Source organism: Paraburkholderia phytofirmans, assembly GCF_046028095.1.
Lineage (GTDB): Bacteria > Pseudomonadota > Gammaproteobacteria > Burkholderiales > Burkholderiaceae > Paraburkholderia > Paraburkholderia phytofirmans_A.
The window spans coordinates 95952-121546 of sequence record NZ_JAQQDJ010000010.1 but is presented as its reverse complement, the minus strand read 5'-3'; the positions used below and the strand labels follow the sequence as shown (position 1 = coordinate 121546).

At 62.7% G+C, this 25595-nt stretch carries 19 protein-coding genes; 9 read left to right on the top strand and 10 right to left on the bottom strand.

All coding sequences use genetic code 11. The features are described from left to right. Positions 1 to 10: 10 nt before the first annotated feature. Positions 11 to 430 (bottom strand): PaaI family thioesterase, encoded by a 420-nt coding sequence (locus PQR54_RS26005; RefSeq protein ID WP_012432057.1) that lies wholly within the window; start codon positions 428 to 430, stop codon positions 11 to 13. A 210-nt stretch (positions 431 to 640) separates the two neighbouring features. On the opposite strand from PQR54_RS26005, the gene PQR54_RS26000 reads away from it, so the two are divergent. Then, the gene (locus tag PQR54_RS26000) at positions 641 to 1279 is read left to right on the top strand and encodes a nucleotide-binding protein (protein WP_012432058.1); all 639 of its coding nucleotides are present in this window, start codon (positions 641 to 643) and stop codon (positions 1277 to 1279) included. Between the two features lie 187 nt (positions 1280 to 1466). Here the strand turns inward: PQR54_RS26000 and panD are convergent, their stop codons facing one another. From panD to PQR54_RS25980, 4 genes are all read right to left on the bottom strand, one after another. After that, positions 1467 to 1853: an aspartate 1-decarboxylase gene (gene panD / locus PQR54_RS25995; RefSeq protein WP_012432059.1), complete on the bottom strand. Its 387-nt coding sequence runs from the start codon at positions 1851 to 1853 to the stop codon at positions 1467 to 1469. Positions 1854 to 1904: 51 nt separating this feature from the next. After that, on the bottom strand, positions 1905 to 2738 hold the full coding sequence (gene panC / locus PQR54_RS25990; protein ID WP_408250690.1) for a pantoate--beta-alanine ligase: 834 nt from the start codon (positions 2736 to 2738) through the stop codon (positions 1905 to 1907). Between the two features lie 202 nt (positions 2739 to 2940). After that, positions 2941 to 3816 (bottom strand): segregation and condensation protein A, encoded by an 876-nt coding sequence (locus tag PQR54_RS25985; protein ID WP_116119239.1) that lies wholly within the window; start codon positions 3814 to 3816, stop codon positions 2941 to 2943. Positions 3817 to 3820: 4 nt separating this feature from the next. Then, a complete protein-coding gene (locus tag PQR54_RS25980; protein ID WP_007175923.1) occupies positions 3821 to 4006 on the bottom strand; it encodes a DUF3460 family protein in 186 nt (61 codons plus the stop codon). Positions 4007 to 4345: 339 nt separating this feature from the next. Between PQR54_RS25980 and PQR54_RS25975 the strand changes: the two genes are divergently transcribed. Together PQR54_RS25975 and PQR54_RS25970 are read left to right on the top strand one after the other, a co-directional pair. Beyond that, positions 4346 to 6181 (top strand): autotransporter assembly complex protein TamA, encoded by a 1836-nt coding sequence (locus tag PQR54_RS25975; RefSeq protein WP_408250688.1) that lies wholly within the window; start codon positions 4346 to 4348, stop codon positions 6179 to 6181. 28 nt (positions 6182 to 6209) lie between these two features. Then, complete coding sequence (locus PQR54_RS25970) at positions 6210 to 10736, top strand: translocation/assembly module TamB domain-containing protein (RefSeq protein ID WP_408250686.1); 4527 nt, start codon at positions 6210 to 6212, stop codon at positions 10734 to 10736. Between the two features lie 113 nt (positions 10737 to 10849). Here the strand turns inward: PQR54_RS25970 and metG are convergent, their stop codons facing one another. Beyond that, positions 10850 to 12985 carry a methionine--tRNA ligase gene (gene metG / locus PQR54_RS25965; RefSeq protein ID WP_408250684.1) on the bottom strand — a complete coding sequence of 712 codons (2136 nt, stop codon included), beginning with the start codon at positions 12983 to 12985 and terminating at the stop codon, positions 10850 to 10852. Between the two features lie 362 nt (positions 12986 to 13347). Continuing rightward, positions 13348 to 14001 (bottom strand): YiaD family glycine zipper/OmpA-like lipoprotein, encoded by a 654-nt coding sequence (locus tag PQR54_RS25960; protein WP_132375682.1) that lies wholly within the window; start codon positions 13999 to 14001, stop codon positions 13348 to 13350. A gap of 350 nt (positions 14002 to 14351) precedes the next feature. On the opposite strand from PQR54_RS25960, the gene apbC reads away from it, so the two are divergent. The 5 genes from apbC (at position 14352) to PQR54_RS25935 (ending at position 20229) form a co-directional block, all read left to right on the top strand. After that, complete coding sequence (gene apbC / locus PQR54_RS25955) at positions 14352 to 15440, top strand: iron-sulfur cluster carrier protein ApbC (RefSeq protein WP_408250682.1); 1089 nt, start codon at positions 14352 to 14354, stop codon at positions 15438 to 15440. A gap of 226 nt (positions 15441 to 15666) precedes the next feature. Further along, positions 15667 to 16200: a superoxide dismutase family protein gene (locus PQR54_RS25950; RefSeq protein WP_012432067.1), complete on the top strand. Its 534-nt coding sequence runs from the start codon at positions 15667 to 15669 to the stop codon at positions 16198 to 16200. 341 nt (positions 16201 to 16541) lie between these two features. Continuing rightward, a complete protein-coding gene (gene dcd / locus PQR54_RS25945) occupies positions 16542 to 17111 on the top strand; it encodes a dCTP deaminase (RefSeq protein ID WP_012432068.1) in 570 nt (189 codons plus the stop codon). 86 nt (positions 17112 to 17197) lie between these two features. After that, a complete protein-coding gene (locus PQR54_RS25940) occupies positions 17198 to 19483 on the top strand; it encodes an Orn/Lys/Arg family decarboxylase (protein ID WP_408250680.1) in 2286 nt (761 codons plus the stop codon). Beyond that, positions 19483 to 20229, top strand: a complete 747-nt coding sequence (locus PQR54_RS25935) for a lysozyme inhibitor LprI family protein (protein ID WP_408250678.1) — start codon at positions 19483 to 19485, stop codon at positions 20227 to 20229. The genes PQR54_RS25940 and PQR54_RS25935 overlap by 1 nt, the downstream gene beginning before the upstream one ends. Before the next feature lie 44 nt (positions 20230 to 20273). Here PQR54_RS25935 and PQR54_RS25930 read toward each other — a convergent pair whose 3' ends face one another. Then, the gene (locus tag PQR54_RS25930; RefSeq protein WP_408250676.1) at positions 20274 to 21200 is read right to left on the bottom strand and encodes a bestrophin family protein; all 927 of its coding nucleotides are present in this window, start codon (positions 21198 to 21200) and stop codon (positions 20274 to 20276) included. A 706-nt stretch (positions 21201 to 21906) separates the two neighbouring features. Between PQR54_RS25930 and PQR54_RS25925 the strand changes: the two genes are divergently transcribed. After that, positions 21907 to 22359 carry a hypothetical protein gene (locus tag PQR54_RS25925; RefSeq protein ID WP_408250675.1) on the top strand — a complete coding sequence of 151 codons (453 nt, stop codon included), beginning with the start codon at positions 21907 to 21909 and terminating at the stop codon, positions 22357 to 22359. 554 nt (positions 22360 to 22913) lie between these two features. Here PQR54_RS25925 and PQR54_RS25920 read toward each other — a convergent pair. Together PQR54_RS25920 and pgl are read right to left on the bottom strand one after the other, a co-directional pair. Beyond that, positions 22914 to 24830 carry a bifunctional transcriptional regulator/glucokinase gene (locus PQR54_RS25920; RefSeq protein WP_408250673.1) on the bottom strand — a complete coding sequence of 639 codons (1917 nt, stop codon included), beginning with the start codon at positions 24828 to 24830 and terminating at the stop codon, positions 22914 to 22916. Then, entirely contained in the window at positions 24808 to 25512 is a 705-nt protein-coding gene (pgl, locus tag PQR54_RS25915) for a 6-phosphogluconolactonase (RefSeq protein ID WP_408250671.1), read from the bottom strand. Before pgl ends, PQR54_RS25920 begins: the two co-directional genes overlap by 23 nt. Between the last annotated feature and the right edge of the window lie 83 nt (positions 25513 to 25595).

The following is a 25595-nucleotide window of genomic DNA, read 5'->3' as shown; positions in this document are numbered from 1 at the left end:
GTTCATCCAATCAATACAACACCATCTGCGTACACCGAAACAGCGCCATCGTCTTGCCGTTCGGATCGGTGACGGTGGCGTCCCACACCTGCGTGCTGCGCCCAAGATGCACGCCCGTCGCGACCGCGCGGATCGTTCCCTCCGTCGCCGTGCCGAGAAAATTGCTTTTCAGCTCGATGGTCGTGAAATTGCGCGCCGTCTCCGGCAAATGGGCGAGGCAGGCGTAGCCGCAGGCGGTATCGGCGAGGCCGATCACGGTAGCCGCATGCAAAAAGCCGTTCGGCGCGAGCAATTCCTTGCGCACGGTCAATTCCGCGGTCAGCACGCCTTCTTCCAGCGACAGCACATGCACGCCCAGCAAGCCGGGCAGCGAGCCTTTCTGGCGTTCGTGGAGACGTTCGACGGTGTATTCCGGGCGCAGTTTGCTCATGAGATTCGGGTCCTCGATGGAAAAATCGGCGGGGCACGGCGGCCGATTAGCCGTTTGGGGGCTTCGGCCCAAGTGCATTTGTCGATATTATCAACGGCTGGATCCGCAGGTGGCACTGAACCCGGCACGAATGCGGGCACACTTGCGCATGTCAAAGCAACTACGCGGCAAACCGGCTGGCGGCGTCCAGCCTTCTTTCCGGGAGAATTCATGACGGTGATCGTGGTGGCGAATCCGAAGGGCGGCGTGGGCAAAAGCACGCTGTCGACCAATCTGGCCGGCTATTTCGCCGCTGCCGGCGAATGGGTCGCGCTGGCGGACCTGGATAAACAGCAGTCCGCGCACGCGTGGCTCTCGTTGCGGCCCGACACGCTGCCGGCCATCGAAACCTGGGAAGTCAATCAGGACGCGCCGGCCAAACCGCCTAAAGGGCTGGAGCACGCGGTCATCGACACGCCGGCCGGGCTGCACGGCAATCGTCTGGGTATCGCGCTGGATCTGGCCGACAAGGTGATCGTGCCGCTCCAACCGTCCATGTTCGATATTCTCGCCACCCAGGAATTTCTCGAGCGGCTGGCCAAGGAGAAGGCCGTCAGGAAAGGCGCGATCGAAATCGGCGTGGTCGGCATGCGCGTCGATGCGCGCACCCGCTCGGCGGAGCAACTGCATCGTTTTGTCGAGGGTTTGAAGCTGCCGGTGCTGGGCTATTTGCGCGACACGCAGAACTACGTGCAACTGGCGGCCCACGGGCTGACCCTGTGGGACGTCGCGAAAAGCCGTGTGGAGAAGGATCTGGAGCAGTGGCAGCCAATCGTCGAATGGACTAACGGCAGCGGCAAGAAGGGATGAAGCGGCAGGGCAGGCGGCTGTGCCGCCTGCTGCAGGGCGATGCAGCTCACGTTTTGCGCGTTGCGCGCGCTAGTGGGCTACGAGGCGCTCAAGTCAGGATCAACGTTTGACGCCCCCACGCCGTAGCCCGCCCAGAGGGACGTTCGGCGCCGCCAGTAGCCCAGCGCTCAAGCGAACTACAGGGCGCTCAGGTCCAGTTCTGCGTCGGTACGTGATCGCGGCTGCCCTTGATCTTGTTGTTGTCGTCCACGAATACCAGGTCCGGCTTCCAGCCGGCCTTCAGTTCCGCTTCATCCACTACCGCGAACGCCGCGATGATCACCAGATCGCCCAGCTGCGCGCGCCGCGCGGCCGAACCGTTCAGCGAAATCATGCCGCTGCCGCGTTCGCCCTTGATCGCGTAGGTCGAGAAACGCTCGCCGTTGTTGATGTTCCAGATGTCGATCCGCTCGTTTTCGACGATGTTCGCCGCTTCCAGCAAATCTTCGTCGATCGCGCACGAGCCTTCGTAGTGCAGCTCGCAGTGCGTGACCGCGACGCGGTGGATCTTCGACTTCAGCATGTTGCGTTGCATGACCAATCCTGTGTGTTTTCTTATGCGTGTCTACGTCTGTCTAAGACGGCTTCAGATTTCGAGGTTGTCGATAAGACGAGTGGCGCCGAGCTTGGCGGCCGCCAGCACGACCAGTTCCGCGTTCGCGTCTTGCGGACCCGGCGGCAGCAGATCCGAGCGCTTGCGCACCGCGATGTAATCCGGCTGCCAGCCGCGCGCGGCCAAGGCCGCCATCGCCGCCTGTTCGACTTTCGCGAAGTCGCGTTCGCCGGAAAGCACGGCGTCGCGCACGCGATTCAGTTCAGCGGCCAGCTTCGGCGCTTCGGCGCGCTCGGCGGCCTGCAGATAGCGATTGCGCGAGCTGAGCGCGAGACCATCCGTGTCGCGCACGGTGTCCGCGGCGATGATGTCCGTGGGCAGCGCGAACTGGTTGCACATGCGGCGCACGATCATCAACTGCTGGTAATCCTTCTTGCCGAACACGGCGACGCGCGGCTGCACGCACGACATCAGCTTCATCACGACCGTGCACACGCCCTGGAAGAAGCCAGGCCGGAATTCGCCTTCGAGGATATCGCCCAGATCGTGTGGCGGATGCACGCGGTACTCCTGCGGCTCCGGATACAGATCCTTTTCCGTCGGCGCGAACAGCACGTAGACGTTTTCCTTCTGAAGCTTTTCGATGTCCGCTTCCATCGTGCGCGGGTATTTGTCGAAATCCTCGTTCGGACCGAACTGTAGCCGGTTGACGAAAATGCTCGCCACCACCGGATCGCCGTGCTGGCGGGCGAGACGCATCAACGACAGATGGCCCTCGTGCAGATTGCCCATGGTCGGCACAAAGGCCGTGCGATTCTGGCCGCGCAACTGGTCGCGCAATTCATGGATCGAGCTGATGACTTTCATGATCGGACAGGGATTTCCTCGCGCGGCGCGAGACTGGCTGGACGCAAAACCCTACGGAATCGCGCCGCCCGTCGCCTCACTGGTAATGACAGGTTCGGAGCGCCGGATTGTAGTGGATTTGCAGGCCCACCGCACCGGAAAGAGGCAGTTTGTCACGTCGGGCGGAATCCTGATATGCGGGACTTTGCCCCGTTCGAGGCTTTCAGGCGGGCAGATAGGCGAGGCGCACATAGATCGGCGCGAACGGTTCGGCCTGGGTGATTTCGACGAGCGTTTCGCGGCACAGTTCGAGCACGGCGATGAAATTCACCACCACCACCGGCACGCCCTTGCTGGTGTCGAACAGGTCGGAGAATTCGATGAAGCGCGCATTCTGCAGTTGCCGCAGGATCGAGCTCATATGCTCGCGCACTGACAGTTCTTCGCGCGAAATCTTGTGATGCTGGACCAGCTTGGCGCGCTTGATCACGTCGGCCCACGCGGCGCGCAGGTCTTCGCTGTTCACGTCGGGAAAACGCGGCGTGATGCTTTGCTCGATGTAGACCTCGGCGCGCAGGAAGTCGCGGCCGAGTTGCGGCAATTGATCGATGCGCTGCGCGGCAAGCTTCATTTGCTCGTATTCGAGCAGGCGCCGCACGAGTTCCGCGCGCGGATCTTCGGCTTCCTCGCCGCTGTCGGCCTTCTTGACCGGCAGCAGCATGCGCGACTTGATCTCGATCAGCATCGCGGCCATCAGCAGATACTCGGACGCGAGTTCGAGATTGGTCTGGCGCAACTGGTCGACATAGCCGAGGTATTGCACCGTGACGTCCGCCATCGGGATGTCGAGCACGTTGAAGTTCTGCTTGCGGATCAGGTACAGCAACAGATCCAGCGGTCCTTCAAACGTTTCGAGAAACACCTCGAGCGCGTCGGGCGGAATGTACAGGTCCGTCGGCAGCTTGAAGAGCGGCTCGCCGTACAGGCGTGCAAAAGCAATACCGTCGACGGTGTCCGGTGTCGAATCGGTGGCGGGCGCGGCGAGCGCGGCGTCGGCGGGGGCCGGCGGTGCGCCGTGTGCCTCGTCGGCGTGACTCACGCGCTTAGAAGTTTTGATAGTACGAGTAAGGCGTCTGTTCTACGCGCGAAGCTTTCTGCTCGGCGCGTTCTTCCAGATCGATCGGCTGTTTGTCCCACAGCAGCGCGCGGCCGCGGCGCTGTTCGGCTTCCAGATTGGGTTTCTGTTGCTTGAGCTGGTTCAGGAACTGGGTGATGTCCGATTGATACATGGCTCGACGTCCGTGGTGTGGGAATTGGCGGCTGCCCGGCGTGCATTTGCGATCGTCGCATTTGCATTGCTTCGCGCGGTGCCGCTGGTATCCCATAATTTTACCGCATGCGCGGCGCGGGGTCGAAAAACGGCGACGTAGCCCGGCGGGCGACGCATGAAAATAGCTGGAACCGGCGTGGCGCGGTGCGCGTCCAAAGCGGGCGCGTTGGCGGCTGGCGTGCTGCGGACGCCGTTTTAGAGATCTCGCGGCGCCGCGCCGATGTGGTCAAATAGCGTGCTTCGGCCGCCGCGGCGCGCCTGGGCGACAAAATTCATCAACCACGGCCGGAGGTCCTGTTTGGCGGGGTGTGCGATCGACAAGCCGCGGCTGCGGCGCGGCAAGGCCGGTTCCGGGTCTGGGCGTTGCACGCCCATGCGGCACTGGCTGCGCACGTGGCTGGCATTCGGCCTCGTCATGCTGACGCTGGCAACCGGCAACGCCCATGCCGCGAAAGCGGCGGCCAGTTACAAGGTCGACATCGAAGCCACGCCGCGCTCGCTGCGCAAGCTGCTGGAAGCGCATCTGGATATCGCCCGCTTCGCCAAACGCCCCGACATCAGCGACGATCAGTTCGAGTTTCTGATCACCACCACGCCCCAGCAAGTGCGGGATCTGGCCTCCACGCAGGGCTATTTCACGCCGGTCGTGCGCACCGACGTGCGCACCGTCGACAATGCGAAGCGCGTCACGGTAAGCGTCGATCCCGGCCCGCAGACCGTCATCTCATCGGTCTCGCTGTCGTTTCGCGGGCCGGTGCTGACCGAAGATCCCGAGCAGGAAAACACCGCGCGCTTCGCGTTTTCGCTGCACGAAGGCGAACCGTTCTCGCAGGGCGACTGGGACGATGCGAAAAACGCGTCGCTCAAGGCCTTGCAGGCGCGCCGCTATCTGGGCGCGAAGATCTACCACTCGGAGGCGCGCGTCGATCCGCGCACGCACGAGGCGAAACTGTCGGTCACGTACGAAAGCGGGCCGACTTTCACGATGGGCAAGCTCGACGTATCGGGCACACGGCGCTATCCGGAACAGATCGTCGACAACGTGAACCCGATTTCGGCGGGCGAGATCTACGACGTTCAGCGCATCACGGAATTGCAGCGGCAATTGCAGAACACGCCGTACTACGCGAGCGTCGCGATCGACGTGGACAGCGATCCGGCCAAGCCGGCCGACACGCCGGTGCACGTGAAGGTGTCGGAATATCCATACAACAGCATTCGAGGCGGGGTCGGCTATTCGACGGATAACGGTCCGTTGGTCCAGGGTTCCTATTCGTATCTGGACACGTTCGGCAAAGCGTGGCCGTTCACCATCCAGGGGCGCGTCGATCAGATCCAGCAATACGGGCAAATCCAGCTCGCCATGCCGCCGGGGCCGCGTGCGTGGACCAATAGCGTGCTGGCGTCCTACACCACGACCGACGTATCCGACACGCGTATTTACAGTATCCGCGGCGGTGTGCAACGGGCCCGGACCTCGCAATTCATCGACTACAACTACGCGCTCCTGTACTACCAGGACCGGCTCGATCAGAACGCGGCGGCGCCGACCACGAGCCGCGCGCTGGTACCGTCCTGGTCGTGGACCCGGCGCAATACCGACGACCCGTTGTTTCCGCGCAGCGGCAACCTGATTCACGTCGAGGCGGGTTTCGCGGTCAAAGGCGTGCTGACCGACCAGACCTTCGTTCGCGGCTACGCGCGCGGTCAGCAGTATCTGCCGATCGGCAAGGAAGATCTCGTGCTGATTCGCGCCGAACTCGGTGGCGTGTTCACGAGCGGCCCGTCGAGCGGCATTCCGGCGTCGCTGCTGTTTCGGGCGGGCGGATCGAATTCGGTGCGCGGCTATGGCTACCAGAGCATTGGTAATAGCGTCGACGGTTCGGTGCTGCCCACCAAGTATCTCGTCACGGGCTCTGCCGAGTACCAGCATTGGTTCAGTCACGACTGGGGCGCGGCCGCGTTCTTCGACATTGGCACCGCCACCGACGCATGGGGCGAAAAAGTCTTTTATCCCGGAGTCGGCGTAGGGGCGCGTTGGCGCAGCCCGGTCGGCCCGGTCAACGTCGATGTCGCCTACGGCATTCGCAACAAGAGCGTGCGGCCGTATCTGACGCTGGGCATCGCCTTCTGATGACAACCTGCTTCCACATGATCCACGCATGACCACGGACGTTTCCACTCAACCTCCCGTGCAGCCTCCCGGCGCTAATCCGCCAGGACAGCCGCCGGGACAGCAGCCGCCGCCCGAGGCGCCGCCGCCCAGGCGCCGCCTCGGCTGGTTGCTGCTGAAAACGGTCGCGTGGATGTTGGCCGTGCTGGTGCTGTTGCTCGCGTTGGGAGTGGGTTTGCTGTACGGCGCGCTGACGACCGAGCGCGGCACCGCCTATGCCTGGCAGGCGGCGGTGAAGTTGCTGGGCGGCAAGCTGAGCGGCACGCTGGAGCGAGGTGCGCTCGCCGATGGCCTGGAATTGCGGCAAGTACGCTGGCGCAGCCTCGACGGCAGCGGCACCGATATTCAGATCGACCGCGTGGCGGGCCGCTGGGCGCTTGCGCGCGAGCCGTGGCGCTTCACGATCGATTATCTGCATATCGGCACGGTGGACGCGCGCATCGGTTCTTCGTCGTCGAGCAGCAGTGGACCGGTGAAGCTGCCGCAGGATTTGCGCTTGCCGATGCAGCTCGACGTTCGCGACGTCCAGGTCGACAAGCTGCTGCTGCATCAAGGCGCGTCGACGACCGAATTCTCGCGCTTCGTCTTTCATGGCCGCAGCGACGGGCGCCATCACGAAGCCGCGATCGAGCGGCTGGATACGCCGTTCGGCGCGGTGACGGCGGCCGCCAAACTCGACGGTGTGCGGCCGTTTCCGCTGAGCGGGGACATCGGCTATTCGGGGAAGGTGAACGACGAAGCGGTGCAGGTGGGCGGCCATCTGAGCGGCTCGTTGGAGAATCTCATCGCGGAACTCGATGCTAGCGGCATGAAGCTCACCGGTCACGCGCGGGTCGAGGCTACGCCGTTCGGCGACGTGCCGCTGCAGCGCGCCACGTTGACTTTCGATCACATCAATCCGCAGGCATTTGCGCCCGGTGCACCGCTGGCCGATCTGGCCGTGCGGGCGGAATTGCAGCCTGTGGGGCAGGGTGCGACGGGGGAGGTTGTGCTGGGGGCGAGTGGGGTCGCCGGGGCGAGTGCCGCGAGAGCGATTGGCGCTGCGTCCGGGCCGGGTGCGGCAAGTGCGGCGAAGGCAGTGAGAAAGGCTGCGAGTTCGGCGAGTACTGGTAATGCCGCGAGTGCCACAAGCGCCACGAACACCGCTACCGCCGCGAGCGCCACAAGCACGACGAACACCGCGAACACCGGCGCCGCCAGCCAGAGCGCACTCGCAAGCGAAAGCAAAGCCGCCAGCACGACACAAACGCACGCCGCCACAAGCGGAAAACGCTCCTCCCAACCTCCGCCAACTTTCGCGGTCACCGGCCACATCTCAATCGTCAACGCCAAACCCGGCGCGATCGACCAGAACCTGCTGCCGCTAATCGACGCCAACGCGGACGTACGGCTCGACGCCCAGGCGCAGCGCATCTCGAACCTTGTCGTGAGGCTCGTAAAAAACGCCACGCTCACCGGCGGCGGTACGCTATCCGGCAAGCGCGGACAGTTCGATCTACAGGTCGCCAACCTCGACCTGAACGCGCTGCAAGCGACGGTGCGGCCCACGCAACTGTCCGGCCCCATCGGCGTGCGCCTGAACGACGACGTGCAGAGTCTCACGCTCGATCTCGCCGACCCGAAAGCGGCGCTGCGCGCTCAAGGCAAGGTAACGTTCGATCCCGCCCGCATGAGCTTCAACGACGTGCGCATCACGTCGGGCAAAGGCCGCATCGATCTGTCCGGCGCGCTCAAGCACGACGCGAATTCCACCTACAACCTGAAAGCGCAACTGACCGATTTCGACCCGTTGACGCTGACTTCGCAGATGCCGTCGCGCAAGCCGGTAGCCGAAGCGGCTCCAGCGGCGAGCCGCGACAAAAACAGCAAAACCGCACAGGCCGCCGCCGCGCAAGCGGGCAGCACGGCCGGCGCAAAGTCCGCTGCGGCAGCGGAAAAAGCCGCCGCCGCCGTGAAAAACACCGCCAAAGCTGCTGTCAAAACCGAAGTAGTCGAGCGCAAAACGCCGCCGCCGAAGAAACGCGGTGCCCCGCCTGCCCGCAAAATCGAGGCGCGCGTGACCGGCACGCTCACCGCGGCCGGCATGCTCGGCCCGGTCTTCACGACCAAGGCCGAATTCAAGCTCGGGCCGAGCGTCTACGACGGCCTGCCGTTGACCGGCGGCGGCACGATCCAACTGGCGGGCTCGCGGATTCTGCCGAGCCGCGCGAACCTCTCGGTTGCGGGCAATCAGGTGGATCTGCAAGGCAGCTTCGGCGCACGCGGCGACCGGCTGAAGTTTCGCGTCGACGCCCCGGCGCTGGAGCGCCTCGGTTTCGGTCTCGCAGGGCTCGTCGCGGCCGATGGCGACGTCACCGGCTCGTTCGCGCATCCGAACGTCGTGCTGAACTACAAGGCCGACAGCGTGGTGTTCAGCAGCAACCGCATCGGCCATGCGGAAGGGCACGCCGAATTGCGCGACGGCGCGAACGGCGCGCTCGTCTTCACCACCGACGCGCGCAATCTCAGCGCGGGCGGCGTCGATCTGACCACGCTCACGGCGCATCTGTCCGGCACGCGCGCCAATCACACGCTCGAGGCCGCGGCCACCGGCAAGCTGCAGGACCGTCCGCTCGATCTCACGCTCGCCGCCAACGGCAAGCTGACCGAAGCGCGCGACGGCACACGCTGGGACGGCACCGTCACGCGGTTGCAGAACCGCGGCACGCCGGCGTTGAATCTCGAGTCGCCGCTCGCCGTCAGCGCCGGGCCGGACCGCCTGACGCTCGGCGCGACCCGGCTCACGCTCGAAGGCGCGGTGCTGAGCCTGAAAACTTTTGCCTTCGATCACGGCAAGATTCAGTCGGCCGGCAGTCTGACCGGCATCTCAGTCGCGCGTCTGCAGGACCTGCGGCGCGAGATCACGGGCGAGCCGCCGCACGTCAAAACCGACCTGGTGTTCGACGGCGACTGGGACTTCGCGCTCGGCAGCACGGCGACCGGCCACATCCAGTTGCAGCGCCGCAGCGGCGACGTCACGGTCGAAATCGGCCGGGGGCTAGCGTCGCTCGGTATTTCGAGCATCGCCGCGCGCGCTGAATTCAGCGGCGGCAACCGGCTCAATGCCACCTTGCACGCGCAGGCGAGCCGCATCGGCGTGATCGACGCCGATGCGCACACCACGCTGGTGATGCGCGACAGCTTCCTGACCGTCAGCGAAGACGGCGCGCTCACCGGCAATGTGAACGCCAACGTGCCGTCGCTGAAAACGACCGGCGGTCTGTTCGGCCCGAGCTATCTGCTCGACGGCCACCTCGCGCTCAAGCTCGCGCTCGGCGGCACCGTCGCCAAGCCGAACCTGACCGGCTCGCTGCTCGGCGACGGCCTGTCCGCGACCCTGGTCGATCAGGGCGTCCAATTGAAGGACGGCGTGGTGCGCATTGCGCTTTCACAAAATCTGGTGGACTTCCAGCAGGTCGAATTTCACGGCGCGAGCGGCACCTTGCGCGCCACCGGCCGCGTGCGCCTGGACGGCGCGGAGCCGGATCTGACGGCGAGCATCGTCGCGGACAAGCTCGAACTGTTTGCGGCGCCGGATCGCAACCTGTCGCTGTCGGGCAGCGCGAGCGTCGCGAACGCCGGCGCGCAGGGCGGCATGGCGATCAACGGCAAATTCGTGGTCGATCACGCGTTGTTCGACATGCCGGAGCAGGCCGCGCCGAAGCTCGGCGACGACGTGGTAGTCGTGCGGCCGGACGGTTCGGTGGCGGGCGAGCGGCCACGGCCTGTACCCGGCGCCGACAAGCCGATCGGTCCGTTCGCGCCGCGCGCCAATATCGACATCAGCCTCGGCAACAACTTCCGTTTCCGCGGCCAGGGCGCCGACCTGGGCTTGACGGGCACGATCACCGCAATGAGCGCGCCGAATCTGCCGCTGCGCGCGGTGGGGAACGTGCGCGTCACGCAGGGCTCGACCTACACGGCGTTCGGCCGCAAGCTCAACATCGAAAACGGCTTCTTCACGTTCAACGGGCCGGTGGCCAATCCCGGCATCAATATCCTGGCGATGCGTCGCAATCAGCAGGTCGAGGCGGGCGTGCAGGTCACGGGCACGGTTCAGTTCCCGACGGCGAAGCTGGTGTCCGAGCCGAACGTGCCGGACAACGAAAAGCTCTCGTGGCTGCTGTTCGGCCACGGCACGGACCAAGGTAACAACCTCGGTCAGCAAAGCACCATGACGACGGCGCTCGCGCTGCTCGGCAGCGCGAGCGGCAAGCGGATCGCGCAGACGTTCGGGCTTGACGAATTCTCGGTCGGACAAAGCGAAGTCGGCTTGACCGATCCGCAAGTGGTGATGGTGTCGAAGGCGATCAACGAGTGGCTCGTGATCGGCTACGAACAGGGGCTGCAGTCGGCGAGCAATGCGATCAAGGCGACGGTCAATCTGACGCGGTACTGGTCGGTCGGGGCTTACGGCGGAACGTTCACCGGCGTCGAACTGTTTTACACGCGGCGCTTCGACCGGATTCGATGGTGATGGGGTGATCGGCTGCGCTTGAATTTGCGGGCCGAGGGTCAAAAAAAACGGCACGCCTTTTTAAGGGCGTGCCGTTTTTTTATGCTTGCTTGCAGCGTGAGACGCCGCGCGCTTTATTTCACGCGCATGCCCGGCTTCGCGCCGCTGTGCGGCTCCAGGATGTACAGGCCCGGTTCCGCTTTCTCGTCGGTCGCGGAGGCGGCTAGCACCATGCCTTCGGACAGGCCGAACTTCATTTTGCGTGGCGCGAGGTTCGCGACCATCACCGTCAACTTGCCGACCAGTTGCTCCGGCTGATATGCCGACTTGATGCCCGAAAACACGTTGCGAGTTTTTTCTTCGCCGATGTCGAGCGTAAGTTGCAGCAGCTTGTCCGACCCTTCCACCGCCTTGCAGTCGACGATCTTCGCAACGCGCAAATCGATCTTCGCGAAGTCGTCGATCGAGATGATGCCGGGCGTTTCGTCCTTATCGGCGGCGGCTGCTTTCGCTGCCTTCGACTTGCCCTTGGCGTCGGCCGGCGCGGCTGCTTCCGGCGTGGCTTGCAACGAGTCGCGATTGGCGGCGATCAGCGCTTCGATCTGCTTCGGATCGACGCGCGTCATCAGATGCTTGTACGCGTTGATCGGGCGCGTGGAACTGAGCGGCACGTTGGCGTCGGCCCATACCAGCGGTTCGATGCCGAGGAAGCCTTCGACCGCTTCGGCGAGCTTCGGCAGCACCGGCTTGAGCGCCAGCGACAACAGGCGGAAAGCCTCGATGCTCACGCTGCAGGTTTCATGCAGCGCGACGCCGTTCGCCGGGTCTTTGGCCTGATCCCACGGCTTGGCGGTGTCGACGTACGCGTTCACGGCGTCGGCCAGTTCCATGGTCTGACGCAGCGCGCGGTTGTACTCGCGGGCTTCGTAGTTCGCGGCGATTTGCGGCAAGGCGGCGCGCAGCGAGGCGAGCAGCGGATGCTGCATCGCGCTGTCCTGCACGCGGCCGTCGAAGCGCTTGATCAAGAAACCGGCGGCGCGGCTCGCGATGTTCACGTACTTGCCGACCAGATCGCTGTTCACGCGCGCCTGGAAGTCGTCGAGGTTCAGGTCGAGGTCTTCCATCGTGCTGTTCAGCTTGGCCGCGAAGTAGTAGCGCAGCCATTCCGGATTCAGCCCTGTGTCGATCACGCTCTGCGCGGTGATAAAGGTGCCGCGCGACTTCGACATCTTCGCGCCGTCCACGGTCAGGAAGCCGTGCGCGAACACGTTGGTCGGCGTGCGGTGGCCCGAAAACTCGAGCATGGCCGGCCAGAACAACGTGTGGAAATACAGAATGTCTTTGCCGATGAAGTGATACTGCTCGGCCGTCGAACCCTTGCGAATCCACGCGTCGAAGTCGAGGCCGCGCTTTTCGGCGAGGTTCTTGAAGCTCGCGTAATAGCCGACCGGCGCGTCCAGCCAGACGTAGAAATACTTGCCCGGCGCGCCCGGAATTTCGAAGCCGAAATACGGCGCGTCGCGCGAAATGTCCCAGTCTGCGAGCTTGGCTTCGCCGGCGTCGCCGAGCCACTCGCGCATCTTGTTGGTGGCTTCCGGCTGCGCCAGGCCGCCCACCCACGCGCGCAGGAAATTCTCGCAACGCGGATCGGAGAGGCGGAAGAAATAGTGCGTCGACGTTTTGCGAATCGGCGTGGCGCCCGAGACGACCGAATACGGATTGATCAGCTCGGTGGGCAGATAAGTCGAACCGCATACTTCACAGCTGTCGCCGTACTGGTCTTTGGCGCCGCATTTCGGGCATTCGCCCTTGATGAAGCGATCCGGCAGGAACATTTCCTTGACCGGGTCATACGCCTGTTCGATGTCGCGCGCGTCGATCAGGCCCGCTTCCTTGAGCGCCAGATAGACGTTTTCGCTGAGAACGCGGTTCTCTTCGGAGTCGGTCGAGTAGTAATTGTCGAACGAAATTCCGAAGCTGTCGAAGTCGCGCTTGTGTTCCTGCCAGACGCGGTCGATCAGCTGCTTCGGCGTGAGACCTTCTTTCTCCGCGCGCAGCATGACGGGCGTGCCGTGCGTGTCGTCGGCGCCCACGTAATAGACCTCGTGCCCGTGCATTCGCAACGTCCGGACCCAGATGTCCGTCTGGATATATTCGACCAGATGGCCGATATGGATTTGCCCGTTCGCATAAGGAAGGGCCGACGTGACGAGAATCTGGCGACGGCCTGACGGCGCGCCTGCGGAGAGATCGGTTACGGGTGCTGACATAAGGATGGTGGGAGCCTGCGGTGGGACGAAAGGTTGATTCTAGCAGGGCAGGCGCCCGGCGCGGGGCGGGCCGCTCGGGGCGCGGCGTGAGTCGTTGCGGGCCGGACGGTGCATAACCGGGCGCCCAAAAAAAACCGGGGCTATTAACCCCGGAGCAACAACGACAAGAGGAGAATGGTGACGCGGCGGCTTCGCCAGCCACGTACCGTAAAGACAGACAGCGGATTTTCGGCAGAGTTCGAAATTTTTTTCGTTCCCGTGCGAGATTCCCTGTTTCCGCTCTTCACGGCTTACCAGAGCGTAACGATCGCCGGTGATACTGCCCCGGCGACCGGCTTTCCCAGTCTCCCGAACTCTCGTCCTTATTGCGTGGTGTGCTGAGCCGTGGCGCGCAGATAGATTTCCACGCGACGGTTGGCGGCACGGCCGGCTTCGGTGTTGTTGTCGGCGATCGGCTGGGTTTGGCCCAGACCTTGTGCCGACAGGCGCTGCGGCGCGACACCGCGTTGGCCCAGATAACCCGTCACGCTTTCCGCGCGGTTGACCGACAGCGTCTGGTTGTACGCCGGCTGGCCCGTGCTATCCGTGTGGCCGACCACTTGCGCGATCAGCTCAGGGTTCTGTTGCATGGTCTGCGCCAGTTGGTCCAGCACCGGCGCGAACGACGGCTTGACCGCGTAGCTGTTGGTGTCGAACGTGACCGAGCTCGGAATGTTCAGCTTGAGCGAGCCGTCCGGCTGCTCGGTGATCTGCGTGCCGGTGCCCTTGGTGGCGCCCGACAGCTTGTTGTGAATGGCTTGCCAGTTGTAGCCGGTGATGCCGCCCACCGCCGCGCCGACGCCGGCGCCGATCGCCGCGCCCTTACCGCCGCCGAAGATCGCGCCCAGCGCCGCGCCGGTGCCGGCGCCCACGCCCGTACCGACAGCCGTGTTGGTGCCCTGTTGAGTGGCGCAGCCCGCCAGCAGCGAACCGGCAACGGCAAAGACAGCCAGGCGAGTCATGATTTTTGCATTCATATTTTTGATTCCTCTTGAGTGAAGCGAGTCAGGCAAGCAAAGCGGCGACAGAAATAAATCTATACGGCGAACGTGACGGCGATAAAGCCGCCGGCTCGCCAGCACGAAAAGTCTTACGCCCTGCTCAGCCTCGGTCCGACAGTAAAAAAGGGTCTTCCGGCACGGCTTGGCGCCAGCCACTACAATAATGACTGAAGCACGCAGCGATGCGGCCCCATGGCGTTCCGCCTGCCCGAAGGGTGCCCGGCACGCCTGGTTTTCGCAATGCTGTCTAACAATTTCTTTCAAATTCCGGCGCGTGGCCGAGACTTCGATTCCGCTGCGCCGCAGGTGTTCCCCACGGAGTGTCAATGAGTATCGATCGGGCATTGGTCGACGCTGCCCTAGCAGCCGTCGCTGACCCCAACACCGGCCGGCCGTACGCAGCCGCCAAGAACATCAAGAGCGTCGCCGTGCAGGGTGACACGGTTAGCGTCGACGTGGTACTCGGCTATCCGGCCATGCGCCAATTCGACGCGATCCGCGCGCAGTTCGCCGATGCGCTGCGCGCCGTGCCGGGCGTGGCCGACGCGCGTGTCCAGGTGTCGCAGCAGATCGCCGCGCATACCGTGCAGCGTGGCGTGAAACTGTTGCCGAACGTTAAGAATATCGTCGCGGTGGCGTCGGGCAAGGGCGGCGTCGGCAAGAGCACGACCGCCGTGAATCTCGCGCTGGCGCTGGCGAGCGAAGGCGCAACGGTCGGTATTCTCGACGCGGACATCTACGGCCCGTCGCTGCCGATGATGCTCGGCATCGCAGGCCGCCCCGAGTCGCCGGACGAGAAGTCGATGAACCCGATGACCGGTCACGGCCTGCAAGCCAACTCGATCGGCTTCCTGATCGAGCAGGACAACCCGATGGTCTGGCGCGGCCCCATGGCCACTTCCGCATTGGAACAACTGCTGCGGCAGACGAACTGGCACGATCTCGACTACCTGATCGTCGACATGCCGCCGGGCACCGGCGACATTCAGCTCACGCTGTCGCAACGCGTGCCGGTGACGGGCGCCGTGATCGTCACCACGCCGCAGGACATCGCGCTGCTCGACGCCAAGAAGGGCCTCAAGATGTTCGAGAAGGTCGGTATTCCGATCCTCGGCATCGTCGAGAACATGGGCATGCATATCTGCTCGAATTGCGGGCACGAAGAGCATATTTTCGGCGCCGGCGGCGGCGAGCGGATGGGCAAGGAATACGGCGTCGACGTGCTCGGCAGCTTGCCGCTCGACATTGCGATCCGTGAGCAGGCCGACTCGGGCAAACCGACCGTGGTGGCCGACCCGCAGGGACGCGTCGCGGAGATCTATCGGTCGATCGCGCGCAAGGTGGCGATCCATATCGCCGAACGCGCTCGCGACATGACCTCGAAGTTTCCCAATATCGTGGTCCAGAACACCTGAGAAAACGCGGGCTACTCCAGGTTTTTGGCCTCGCGGGAAGTCTCCTGGAGGATCACGCCCGCGGGCGGGCTGGCGTGACACGCCACGTTCGACGGGCCACCCTTGACCAGCCGTTCGGATAAGGGGCCAAGGCGTCTGTTTTCGCCTGGTCTCGCGGTATCATGTCGACTTCACAAGTTCGGCTCGGCGGCCGCAGGGGCGGCCACCAGGCCGGCAAGAGGATCGCATGGGAAAACGAATCGACGGGCAGGCGGTGCATGCGTTCATCGTCCTGACTGCCAGCAGTGTGCTGTTATGCGGCTGTAGCGCGTTCCTGAGACCACAGGAAAAACGTGCGGACGCGCAGTTGCTGCCCACCGTGGGCAATCAGGCGCGCGGTCTCGTCACGTTCATCGAGCGCTCGGACGGCGTGCAAGTCACTTACAACCTCGCGGGTATGCCGCCCAATAGCGACCACGCGTTGCAAGTGCACGAGCGCGGCGACTGCAATGCCGCCGACGGCTCGAGCGCCGGCCAGGTGTTTTCGCCGGCCGCGGAGCGTTTGAAATCGGGCGCGCGCGTCGAGGGCGACCTCGGCAATATTCACGCGGACGCGAACGGCGTGGCCACGGGCTTCATCGTTGCGCCGGACGTTTCGCTCGACGGCATCCGCTCGGTGTTGCAGCGCGCGGTTCTGCTGCATCACGACGCGACCGATCCGTACGCGTATCCGCAACATGGCGCAGGCCCCGCGCTCGCTTGTGGATTGATTCGCCAATGAGCGATGAGCGGGCCTCGTGTTCGAGGTCCGGGCGCTCGCTGCCGGCATTCATCTAAAGCAACGTCGGAGCAGGCGCCAGAACACGCCTGAGCCTAATCGCGGCATCGATCTCACGATCGCGTAAAATAAGCGCCTTTCGTTCGGCTGCCTCGCCGGAGTGCCTGTCCTGCCGCATAGGCGGGACACCCGGCAAAGCGAGCGTAGGGCACCCGAACGGCCCGCCGCCTGGCCAGCCCGCGAGGTCAGCGCAAAGCAGGCGCGCAGTAAGCCAAAAGTGACCCGGCACTAACCGGGTCGTTATCCGTCATACCTCTGTCATTCACGTCGAGCAGCGTTCACCTATGACTATCAAATCCGACAAGTGGATCCGGCGCATGGCCGCGTCGCACAACATGATCGAGCCGTTCGCGCCCGATCAGGTCCGCGTCTCCGAAGACGGCCGGAAGATTGTCAGCTACGGCACGTCGAGCTACGGCTACGACATCCGCTGCGCCGACGAATTCAAGATCTTCACGAACATCAACTCGACCATCGTCGATCCGAAGAATTTCGACGAGAAATCGTTCGTCGACTTCAAGGGCGATGTCTGCATCATCCCGCCGAATTCGTTCGCGCTCGCGCGCACGGTGGAGTATTTCCGCATTCCGCGCAGCGTCCTGACCGTGTGTCTGGGCAAGTCCACGTATGCGCGTTGCGGGATCATCGTCAACGTGACGCCGTTCGAGCCCGAATGGGAAGGGCACGTCACGCTCGAATTCTCGAATACGACACCTTTGCCTGCGAAAATCTACGCGAACGAAGGCGTCGCTCAAGTGCTGTTTTTCGAAAGCGACGAGATTTGTGAAACGTCGTACGCGGATCGCGGCGGCAAATATCAAGGTCAGCACGGCGTCACGTTGCCCAAGACGTGACGTCGGCAGCGCATTGACCCACTAGCTATTCGGGTGACCGCTGCAATTTTCAGAATGCAGCGGTCGTTCTTTTTGGAGAATCGCCCATGAAGTTTCGTTTTCCCGTCGTCATCATCGACGAAGATTTTCGCTCCGAGAACATCTCGGGTTCCGGCATCCGTGCTCTGGCCGAAGCCATCGAGAAAGAAGGCGCGGAAGTGCTCGGGTTGACGAGCTACGGCGATCTGACCTCGTTCGCGCAGCAGTCGAGCCGCGCCTCGTGCTTCATCCTTTCGATCGACGACGACGAGTTGCTGCCCTACGTCGATAACGTGGTGGTGGAAGGCGAGACGCCGGAACTCGCCGCCGCGATCGTCGCGCTGCGCGCGTTCGTGACCGAAGTGCGCCGCCGCAACGCCGACATTCCGATCTTCCTGTACGGCGAAACGCGTACGTCGCGCCACTTGCCGAACGACATCCTGCGCGAACTGCACGGCTTCATCCACATGTTCGAGGACACGCCGGAGTTCGTGGCGCGCCATATCATCCGCGAGACCAAGGTGTATCTGGATTCGCTCGCGCCGCCGTTCTTCAAGGAACTGGTGCAGTACGCGGACGAAGGCTCGTACTCGTGGCACTGCCCGGGACACTCGGGCGGTGTGGCGTTTTTGAAGAGCCCGCTTGGCCAGATGTTCCATCAGTTCTTTGGCGAGAACATGTTGCGCGCGGACGTGTGCAACGCCGTCGACGAACTCGGCCAGTTGCTCGATCACACGGGTCCGGTGGCGGCATCCGAGCGCAACGCCGCGCGCATCTTCAGCGCCGACCACGTGTTCTTCGTGACCAACGGCACGTCCACGTCGAACAAGATCGTCTGGCACGGCACGGTCGCGCCGGGCGACATCGTGCTGGTGGACCGCAATTGCCACAAGTCGATTCTGCACGCGATCACCATGACCGGCGCGATTCCGGTGTTCCTCACGCCCACGCGCAACAACTTCGGCATCATCGGGCCGATTCCGCGCAGCGAGTTCGAACCGGAGAACATCAAGAAGAAGATCCTGGCGAACCCGTTTGCGCGCGAAGCGCTCGCGAAGAATCCGGATCTCAAGCCGCGCATTCTGACCATCACGCAAAGCACGTACGACGGCGTGATCTACAACGTCGAGATGATCAAGGAAATGCTGGGCGACTGGCTCGACACGCTGCACTTCGACGAAGCCTGGCTGCCGCACGCCGAATTCCACGAGTTCTATCAGGACATGCACGCGATCGGCGCGGGCCGTCCGCGGATCGGCGCGATGGTGTTCGCCACGCATTCCACGCACAAACTGCTGGCCGGTATTTCGCAGGCTTCGCAGATCGTCGTGCAGGACTCGAAGAACAGCCGCTTCGACAAGCATCGCTTCAATGAAGCTTATCTGATGCACACGTCGACTAGCCCGCAGTACGCGATCATCGCCTCGTGCGATGTGGCCGCGGCCATGATGGAAGCGCCGGGCGGCCCCGCGCTGGTGGAAGAATCGATTGCCGAAGCGCTCGATTTCCGCCGCGCCATGATCAAGGTCGACGCCGAATACGGCGACGACTGGTTTTTCAAGGTGTGGGGCCCGGACCAGTTTGCCGAAGAAGGCATCGGTTCGCGCGAAGACTGGATGCTGCGCCCGAACGACGAGTGGCACGGCTTCGGCCCGCTCGCCGACAACTTCAACATGCTCGACCCGATCAAGGCGACCATTGTTACGCCGGGACTGGACATGGGCGGCGGCTTCGGCGAGACCGGCATTCCGGCGGCGATCGTCACGAAGTATCTGGCGGAGCACGGCATCATCGTCGAGAAGACCGGGCTGTATTCGTTCTTCATCATGTTCACGATCGGCATCACCAAGGGCCGCTGGAACTCGATGGTCACCGAACTCCAGCAGTTCAAGGACGACTACGATAACAACCAGCCGTTGTGGCGCGTGCTGCCGGAGTTCGTCTCGCATCATCCGATGTACGAGCGCGTCGGCCTGCGCGATCTGTGTCAGCAGATTCATAGCGTCTACCGCGCGAACGATATCGCGCGTCTGACCACCGAGATGTATTTGTCGAGCATGGAACCGGCCATGAAGCCGTCGGATGCGTTCGCCAAGCTCGCGCACCGCGAGATCGACCGCGTGCCTATCGACGAGCTCGAAGGCCGTGTCACGTCGATCCTGTTGACGCCGTATCCGCCGGGTATTCCGCTGCTGATTCCGGGCGAGCGCTTCAACAAGACCATCGTCAACTATCTGCGTTTCGCGCGCGAATTCAACGAGCGCTTCCCGGGTTTCCACACGGATATCCATGGGCTCGTCGGCGAAACGATCAATGGGCGCATCGAATACTTCGTCGATTGCGTTCGCGGCTGATGATGTTGCGGGTAACGTCTCTGTTGGCGGCCGGTGCCGGCGTTCGCGGCGCACGGCGCGCGTTCGGCGCGTTGGCGCTGGCTTCGGCGGCGGTGTTCGGCGCGGCGTCGCTGCCGGCGCATGCCGAGGTCGCCGCCGCCGATCCGATCGATGCGTCGATGCGTACGTGCCTCGCACGCAGCGACATGTCGTCGACGACGGGGCAAGTGCAATGCATGGACAATGCGCGGATCGGCTGGAAAACCGCGCTCGATAACGCATGGCAGCAGCTTCAGCCGAAGTTGCCGCCCGCGCAGCGCAAGCAGTGGGAAAAGAGCCAGGCGAGCTGGCAGGCATCACGCGATGCCGAGAAGCAGTTGCTCGCGGCCGTTTTCGCCACGACGCACGGCTCGATGTACGTGCTTGCCGAAGCTGACATGCAATTGCAGCCGGTGCGTGACCGCGCGCTCGCGCTGCGCAGCGCGCTGGCGAAGGCGAGCGCCGGCGGCGCTGCGCTGCGCCGCGTGCGAGCCTGCAGCGCTGACGCGCAATGCGAACACGCGATGTTCGATCTGAACCGTTATTACCGACGTCTGCAGTCGAAGATGCCGGTGCGTTCGCGTGCGACATTGACGCGCGCGCAGAAAGCGTGGACCGCGTATCTGAACGCCACGACGCCGGTGGTCGATGAGCGTGGTCGCATCGACATCATCGGCGCGCGGGTGGCGACGCTCAAGCGTTTGTCGGAGACGGTTGGCAATAGCTGAGCGCTGAGCGACCGACGTTGCGCTTTAGTCTCAGCGGAGCGTGCTCAATCGAGCATGTACCCTTCTGCTTCCGGGCTTGGCAACTTGATGGCTGGTTCGCCGAGCAGGTCGCGCATGGCGTCTTCGATTGCCAGGGACATCGTGTTGAGCGCGAGGTCGTTGTCGTCGATGCCGAACGGCTCTTCGATTTGCGATGCAATGGCTTCGTGCGCCATGAACGTGTACGCCACGAAGACCGCGAAGACCGGCGTGAAAATGCCGATGCTGTCCACCAGTCCGAACGGTAGCGACGCGCAGAAGAAATACACCGTGCGGTGAATCATCACCGAATAGGCAAACGGCAGCGGCGTTGAAGCGATGCGCTCGCATCCGCCAATTACATCCGATATTCCATTCAGATTTCTATCGAAGGCGATGACCGCCATTGGGTCGATTGCGCCTGTTTTGGCCTGGCGTTGTACCCATTCGCCGAGGGAAAGCAGCAAGGTGGCCGGTTTGTACCGCGACGCTGTGACGCGGGCGAAGAGGGCCGGCGGCAAGCGTTCGGCGAGGTCTTCGGTGGGGTCGCTCTTGCGTAGTTGGTGACGCAGCGCGTGCGGGAGGGCGCTGAGTGCTGCTGTGAATTCTTTGAGGTCTTCTTTTTGCAGCTGTTTTGTCGGGAGGGTGAGTGCCTGACGGACGAGTGAGCGTGATTCGTTTAGCAGTTGGCCCCATAGCTTGCGGGCTTCCCACCAGCGGTCGTAGCTGGCGTTGTTTCTGAAGCCGAGGAATACCGCTAACGCTATGCCGATTAGCGAGAAGGGCGCTGTCGTGTTCAGGTTTAGCGAGATCGGGAGGAGGTGGTCGTGGGCCGCCACTGCGACTATCGAAATGCAGAAGATCAGCGCGAGGCGCGGTAGCAATTGCGGAAGCACGGAGCCTCGCCAGGCTAGCAGCATGCGGAACCAATGGACGTGGGGGCGGATGATCATCGTGGTTTGCTTTTTGCCTGCGGCGCTTTTCGGGGTTCTATTATCGCTTTTTTGGGTTTTGGGGGATTTTTAGGGTGGGTTTTGGGCGTTGGCCTTTCCTTGATTTGTTTGTGGTCTATTAGCGTTGCCCCTGTGCGGGGCGGCACTTACTTCTCTTTGCCGGCCGCAAAGAGAAGTAAGCAAGAGAAAGCGGCTCAAACCGCTAGTTCTTAAGCGGGGCCCTCGCACAGTTGCGGTAGTGGTGCATCTGGAATCTGTGTTCTCGCGCATTCGGCGCTTGTGACAAGGCCGTCATTCTTCCGGCGGCGCTGCGCGCGCCGTCGCGGTCGTTCTTCAACCAATCGCTTCGTTTTTTCCTGGCGTTTCTGCTGCGTTGTAGTACTTCGTTCGTGAGCGTGCTTGGGAAATTTCAGAAATCTTGCTGGTGCGCGGCTTTTAGCTCGTGCGGGTGATCACTCGTGAAGCAAGACGTTTAAACTCAATTCGCCGTCAAAACAGCGACGGCCAGGCTTGGCGGCCTGCTACCAAACACGCGCCTGCTTTGGCGGGGCGCGTGTCTATCTCAGCACGTCTTATGGGCGGGCCATGATGGGGAGGCCTTCGGGCCTGCCGGTTTGGTAACGGCCGCCAACCTTGTCACTGTGCCCGCTCACCACCTTGCAAGCGCGTGTCGGGCGATCCAGGAAAGGTTCAGGGAGATCGCGCCATGAGTAAATCCGTCAAGCATTCACGCACCACGTCGCGCCCACCCGTTGACGCACTTCAATACGAAAAACTCGCCTTGTCCGCCTTTGGACTGCTTGAACGGCAGCTAAGCCAGCTGGACAAGTTGGTCACACTCGCGGCTTCAATAGTTAGGAATCCGGCCGTGACGCGAGAAGAAAGGCATCGGCAGCGGAAATTGCTGGAACTGCTGTTGGACACTGGCGAGGACTACCAACGCGAAGTGGAGATTGACCGCGAGCTATACCAGGTCATCGCACTCGATGCGAAGGGAATTCCACAGAGCCGCATCACGGCGCGCCACGCCGCGAACCTTCTGGCAAAGGCCGCGCGCACAGCGGCGGATAGCCGTGAGCGTATCGGCGCAATGCGGGGGACGCAGAACAAGCCGATGCAATTTAGAACGATCTCGCGTCGCACGGCGACTGCACACTGACAGCGAGCCACGAGCCACGAGCCGTACGCTGCGGCTCGCGGCATTGCACTGCGGCCATGAAGAAAGACGCATGCGTCTTCGCATTCTGAGGGTACTGCGGCACGACGCGAAGCGCGTGCCGCGGTGACTGCGAATGTACTGGGTCAGCGCGAACGTTTTCCGACGCAATCCCGCTTAAAGAACCGGAAGCCTCTAACAGCACATCGCCGAGGCGAAGCCGACGGCCCGCAACGCGCACAGAAAAACCTACGGGTTTAAGCAGACCGTTCCGGCGAGCGCATCGCGCGAGGTGGGAAGAATGAGTGCTTTGTCACTGAAGCGGAATGTGCGAGAACACAGATTCCAGACGCACCACTACCGCGACTGTGCGGGGGACCCGCTTAAGAATTAGCGGTGTGAGCCGCTTTCTCTTGCCTACTTCTCTTTGCGGCGGCAAAGAGAAGTAGGTGCCGCCCCGCACAGGGGCAACGCTAATAGACCACAAAGAATTCAAGGAAAGGCCAACACCACAATCAAACACCCAAAACCCGCGGCGCGGACCAAAACCTCAAACCTCAATCCCGAGCCGAAGAAGCCGCCCCATGACTCAACCAATCGAGCACAGCGCTAGCATCATCATCAGCCCCTTGCCTGGCCTTGGCAACAGTCTCAGCCACATCAGCGCTAGGCACAGCGCGCCGAATAGCCACTCCAACAGCAAGAATATCGATCATAACCAGATGCAAGATCCGCGAGATCATAGACAACTGCGACTCACGAATCTCAATATGATCAGTCTCAAGCGCCACAGTAGCGCGCTTAGCCAACGGCGTATTGCTAGAGGTAATAGCAATGACCTTAGCCCCAGCCTGCATAGCCACATCAAGAACCCGCAGCAACTCAGGCGCGCGCCCTGACTTCGACACAGCGACAATCACATCCCCCTTCCCAAGCAAAGCAGCAGACGCCGCCTGCATATACAAATCGCCGTAGGCAATCGTAGGAATCCCAAACCGGAAGAACTTGTAATGCGCATCCTGCGCGACGATATTCGAATTCCCGAGCCCATAAAACTCGATGCGCCGAGCGCCGTTCAAAAGATCGATAGCCCGCTCGACCTGCTCGAAATTCAAATGCTCGCGCAACTGCAAAATTGCGGACACGGTGTTATCGAGCACTTTCGCGCCGAAGTCCGTCGCCGTATCACCGAGATGCACCTGGCTATGGCTAACAGGAATAGTGCCCGTCAAACCAGTCGCCAGCTTCAGCTTGAAATCCGATAACCCCTGGCAACCGAGCGAACGACAAAACCGGATCACCGTCGGCTGACTCACATCCGCCTTGCGCGCGATATCCACAATCGGATCATTGATAATCGACCGCGGATGATTCAGCGCAAGATCGGCAACACGTCGCTCGGCGGGCGTCAACGCATCGCGCATCTGCCGAATCCGCTCGAACACGGCGGATGAACTACCACCCGCACGATTCGACAACTGCTCGGCAAGAATCGCCGACACACCCAGAAACGCCGGATATTCAGCGGTAATCACATACGTCGGCACGTTTTGCAGATAAGCCTCGAACCGGCCTTTAGCCTCGAAGCGCTTGCGAAACGACGAACGTGAAAAGAACTCGCCGAGCCGCGGCACGACACCACCGCCGATATAGATCCCGCCCAACGCCCCGAGCGTCACCGCAATATTGCCCGCGAACGTACCGAGAATGCCGCAGAACACATCGACGGATTCGGCCGCCAATGGTTCGCCTTCCAACGCACGCTTGACGATTTCGATCGTGTCGACATTCGCCGCCACGCGCTTCTTGTCGCGACCCGCAAGCGCGCGATAGATCACTTCGATACCAGGCCCCGCAGCCACGCGCTCAAACGACACATGCGACCACTTCTTGCGCGCGTACTGCAGCACGATATCTTCGCGTTCGTCAGCCGGCGCAAAAGTAGCATGACCACCTTCGCTGCCAAGCGCGATCCAACGATCATCGGCAGGAATCAAGCCGGATACACCCATGCCGGTGCCAGGCCCAAGCAAACCAATCACGCTATTCGGCCGCCGCGCGCCACCACCCACCTGCACACGCTGCGCATCAGTCAGGCCAGGCAGAGCCATGGCCAGCGCGGTAAAGTCATTCACCACCAGCAGCGTATCGAAACCAAGCGCGCGCCGCGTGGCTTCAATCGAAAAGCTCCAGTCGTGATTCGTCATGCTCACCTGATCGCCATCGACCGGGTTCGCAATCGCAATCGCCGCATGATTCACGCGGCCGATCTTGGTGTCCTTCAGATACTTCTTGATGACTTCGGCAACGCCCGGATAGTCCGCGCACGGATAGACCTTCACCGAGCCGATTTCGCCCGGACTCGTCTCCAGCGCGAAGCGCGCATTGGTGCCGCCGATATCGGCCAGCAGCCTCGGTCCATCGGCGTGCTGGCCCGCGCCCGGAACAGCCTTAGTTTGCACACCAGTAGACATCGAGTCTCACTCCCTTGTCGTTTGCCAACTGCGAGATGGCATTTTTTTGTAGCGAAGCGGACGCGGCATTGAGCACGTCCATCTTGCGCGGTCCTGCGATCAGCAAGAACAGATGCTTGACTTCTTTCAACGCGGACATCGACCAGCTCACGCGCGCATGCGGTGCGCTGCCGGGATGCACGGCGACGAAGCGTTCGGTGGTGGTGATCGCATAATCCCATTCGGGCGAGTCGGCGAAGATCGACGCGGTGTGGCCGTCTTCACCCATGCCGAGAATCGCGACGTCGGGCACGTTGCTGAAACGCGCGTCGGCGTTCAGCGCGGCGACATGCGCGTTCAGATCTTGCGTGGTGTCGACTAGCGGCCAGAAGGTCGCGTCCTTCGCGGCGTTCTGCAACAGCGTGGCGTGCACCAGCTGCGAGTTGCTCGCGCTGTCCGTTTCCGGCACCCAGCGGTCGTCGACCAGCGTCACGGCAATGCGCGCCCAGTCGAACGTTTGCGTGGACAACGTCTGCAGGAACGGGCGCGGACTGCTGCCGCCGGACACTGCAAGCATTGCGGGGCGCGCGGTGGTGGAACCGGCGGCCTGTGCGGCGAGCGACGCATGTAACGCGTCGCCGACCGCTTTCGCCAACGCGTCGGATTGGGCGCGTTGATCGTCGAAAGCGTGAAGCTCGATCACTTCTCCTCCGTGCTGCTTTTTTGTGTGATCTGCGGAATCTGCCGTACTGCTCTTACACGATGCCTGCAAGATGGATGACTTGC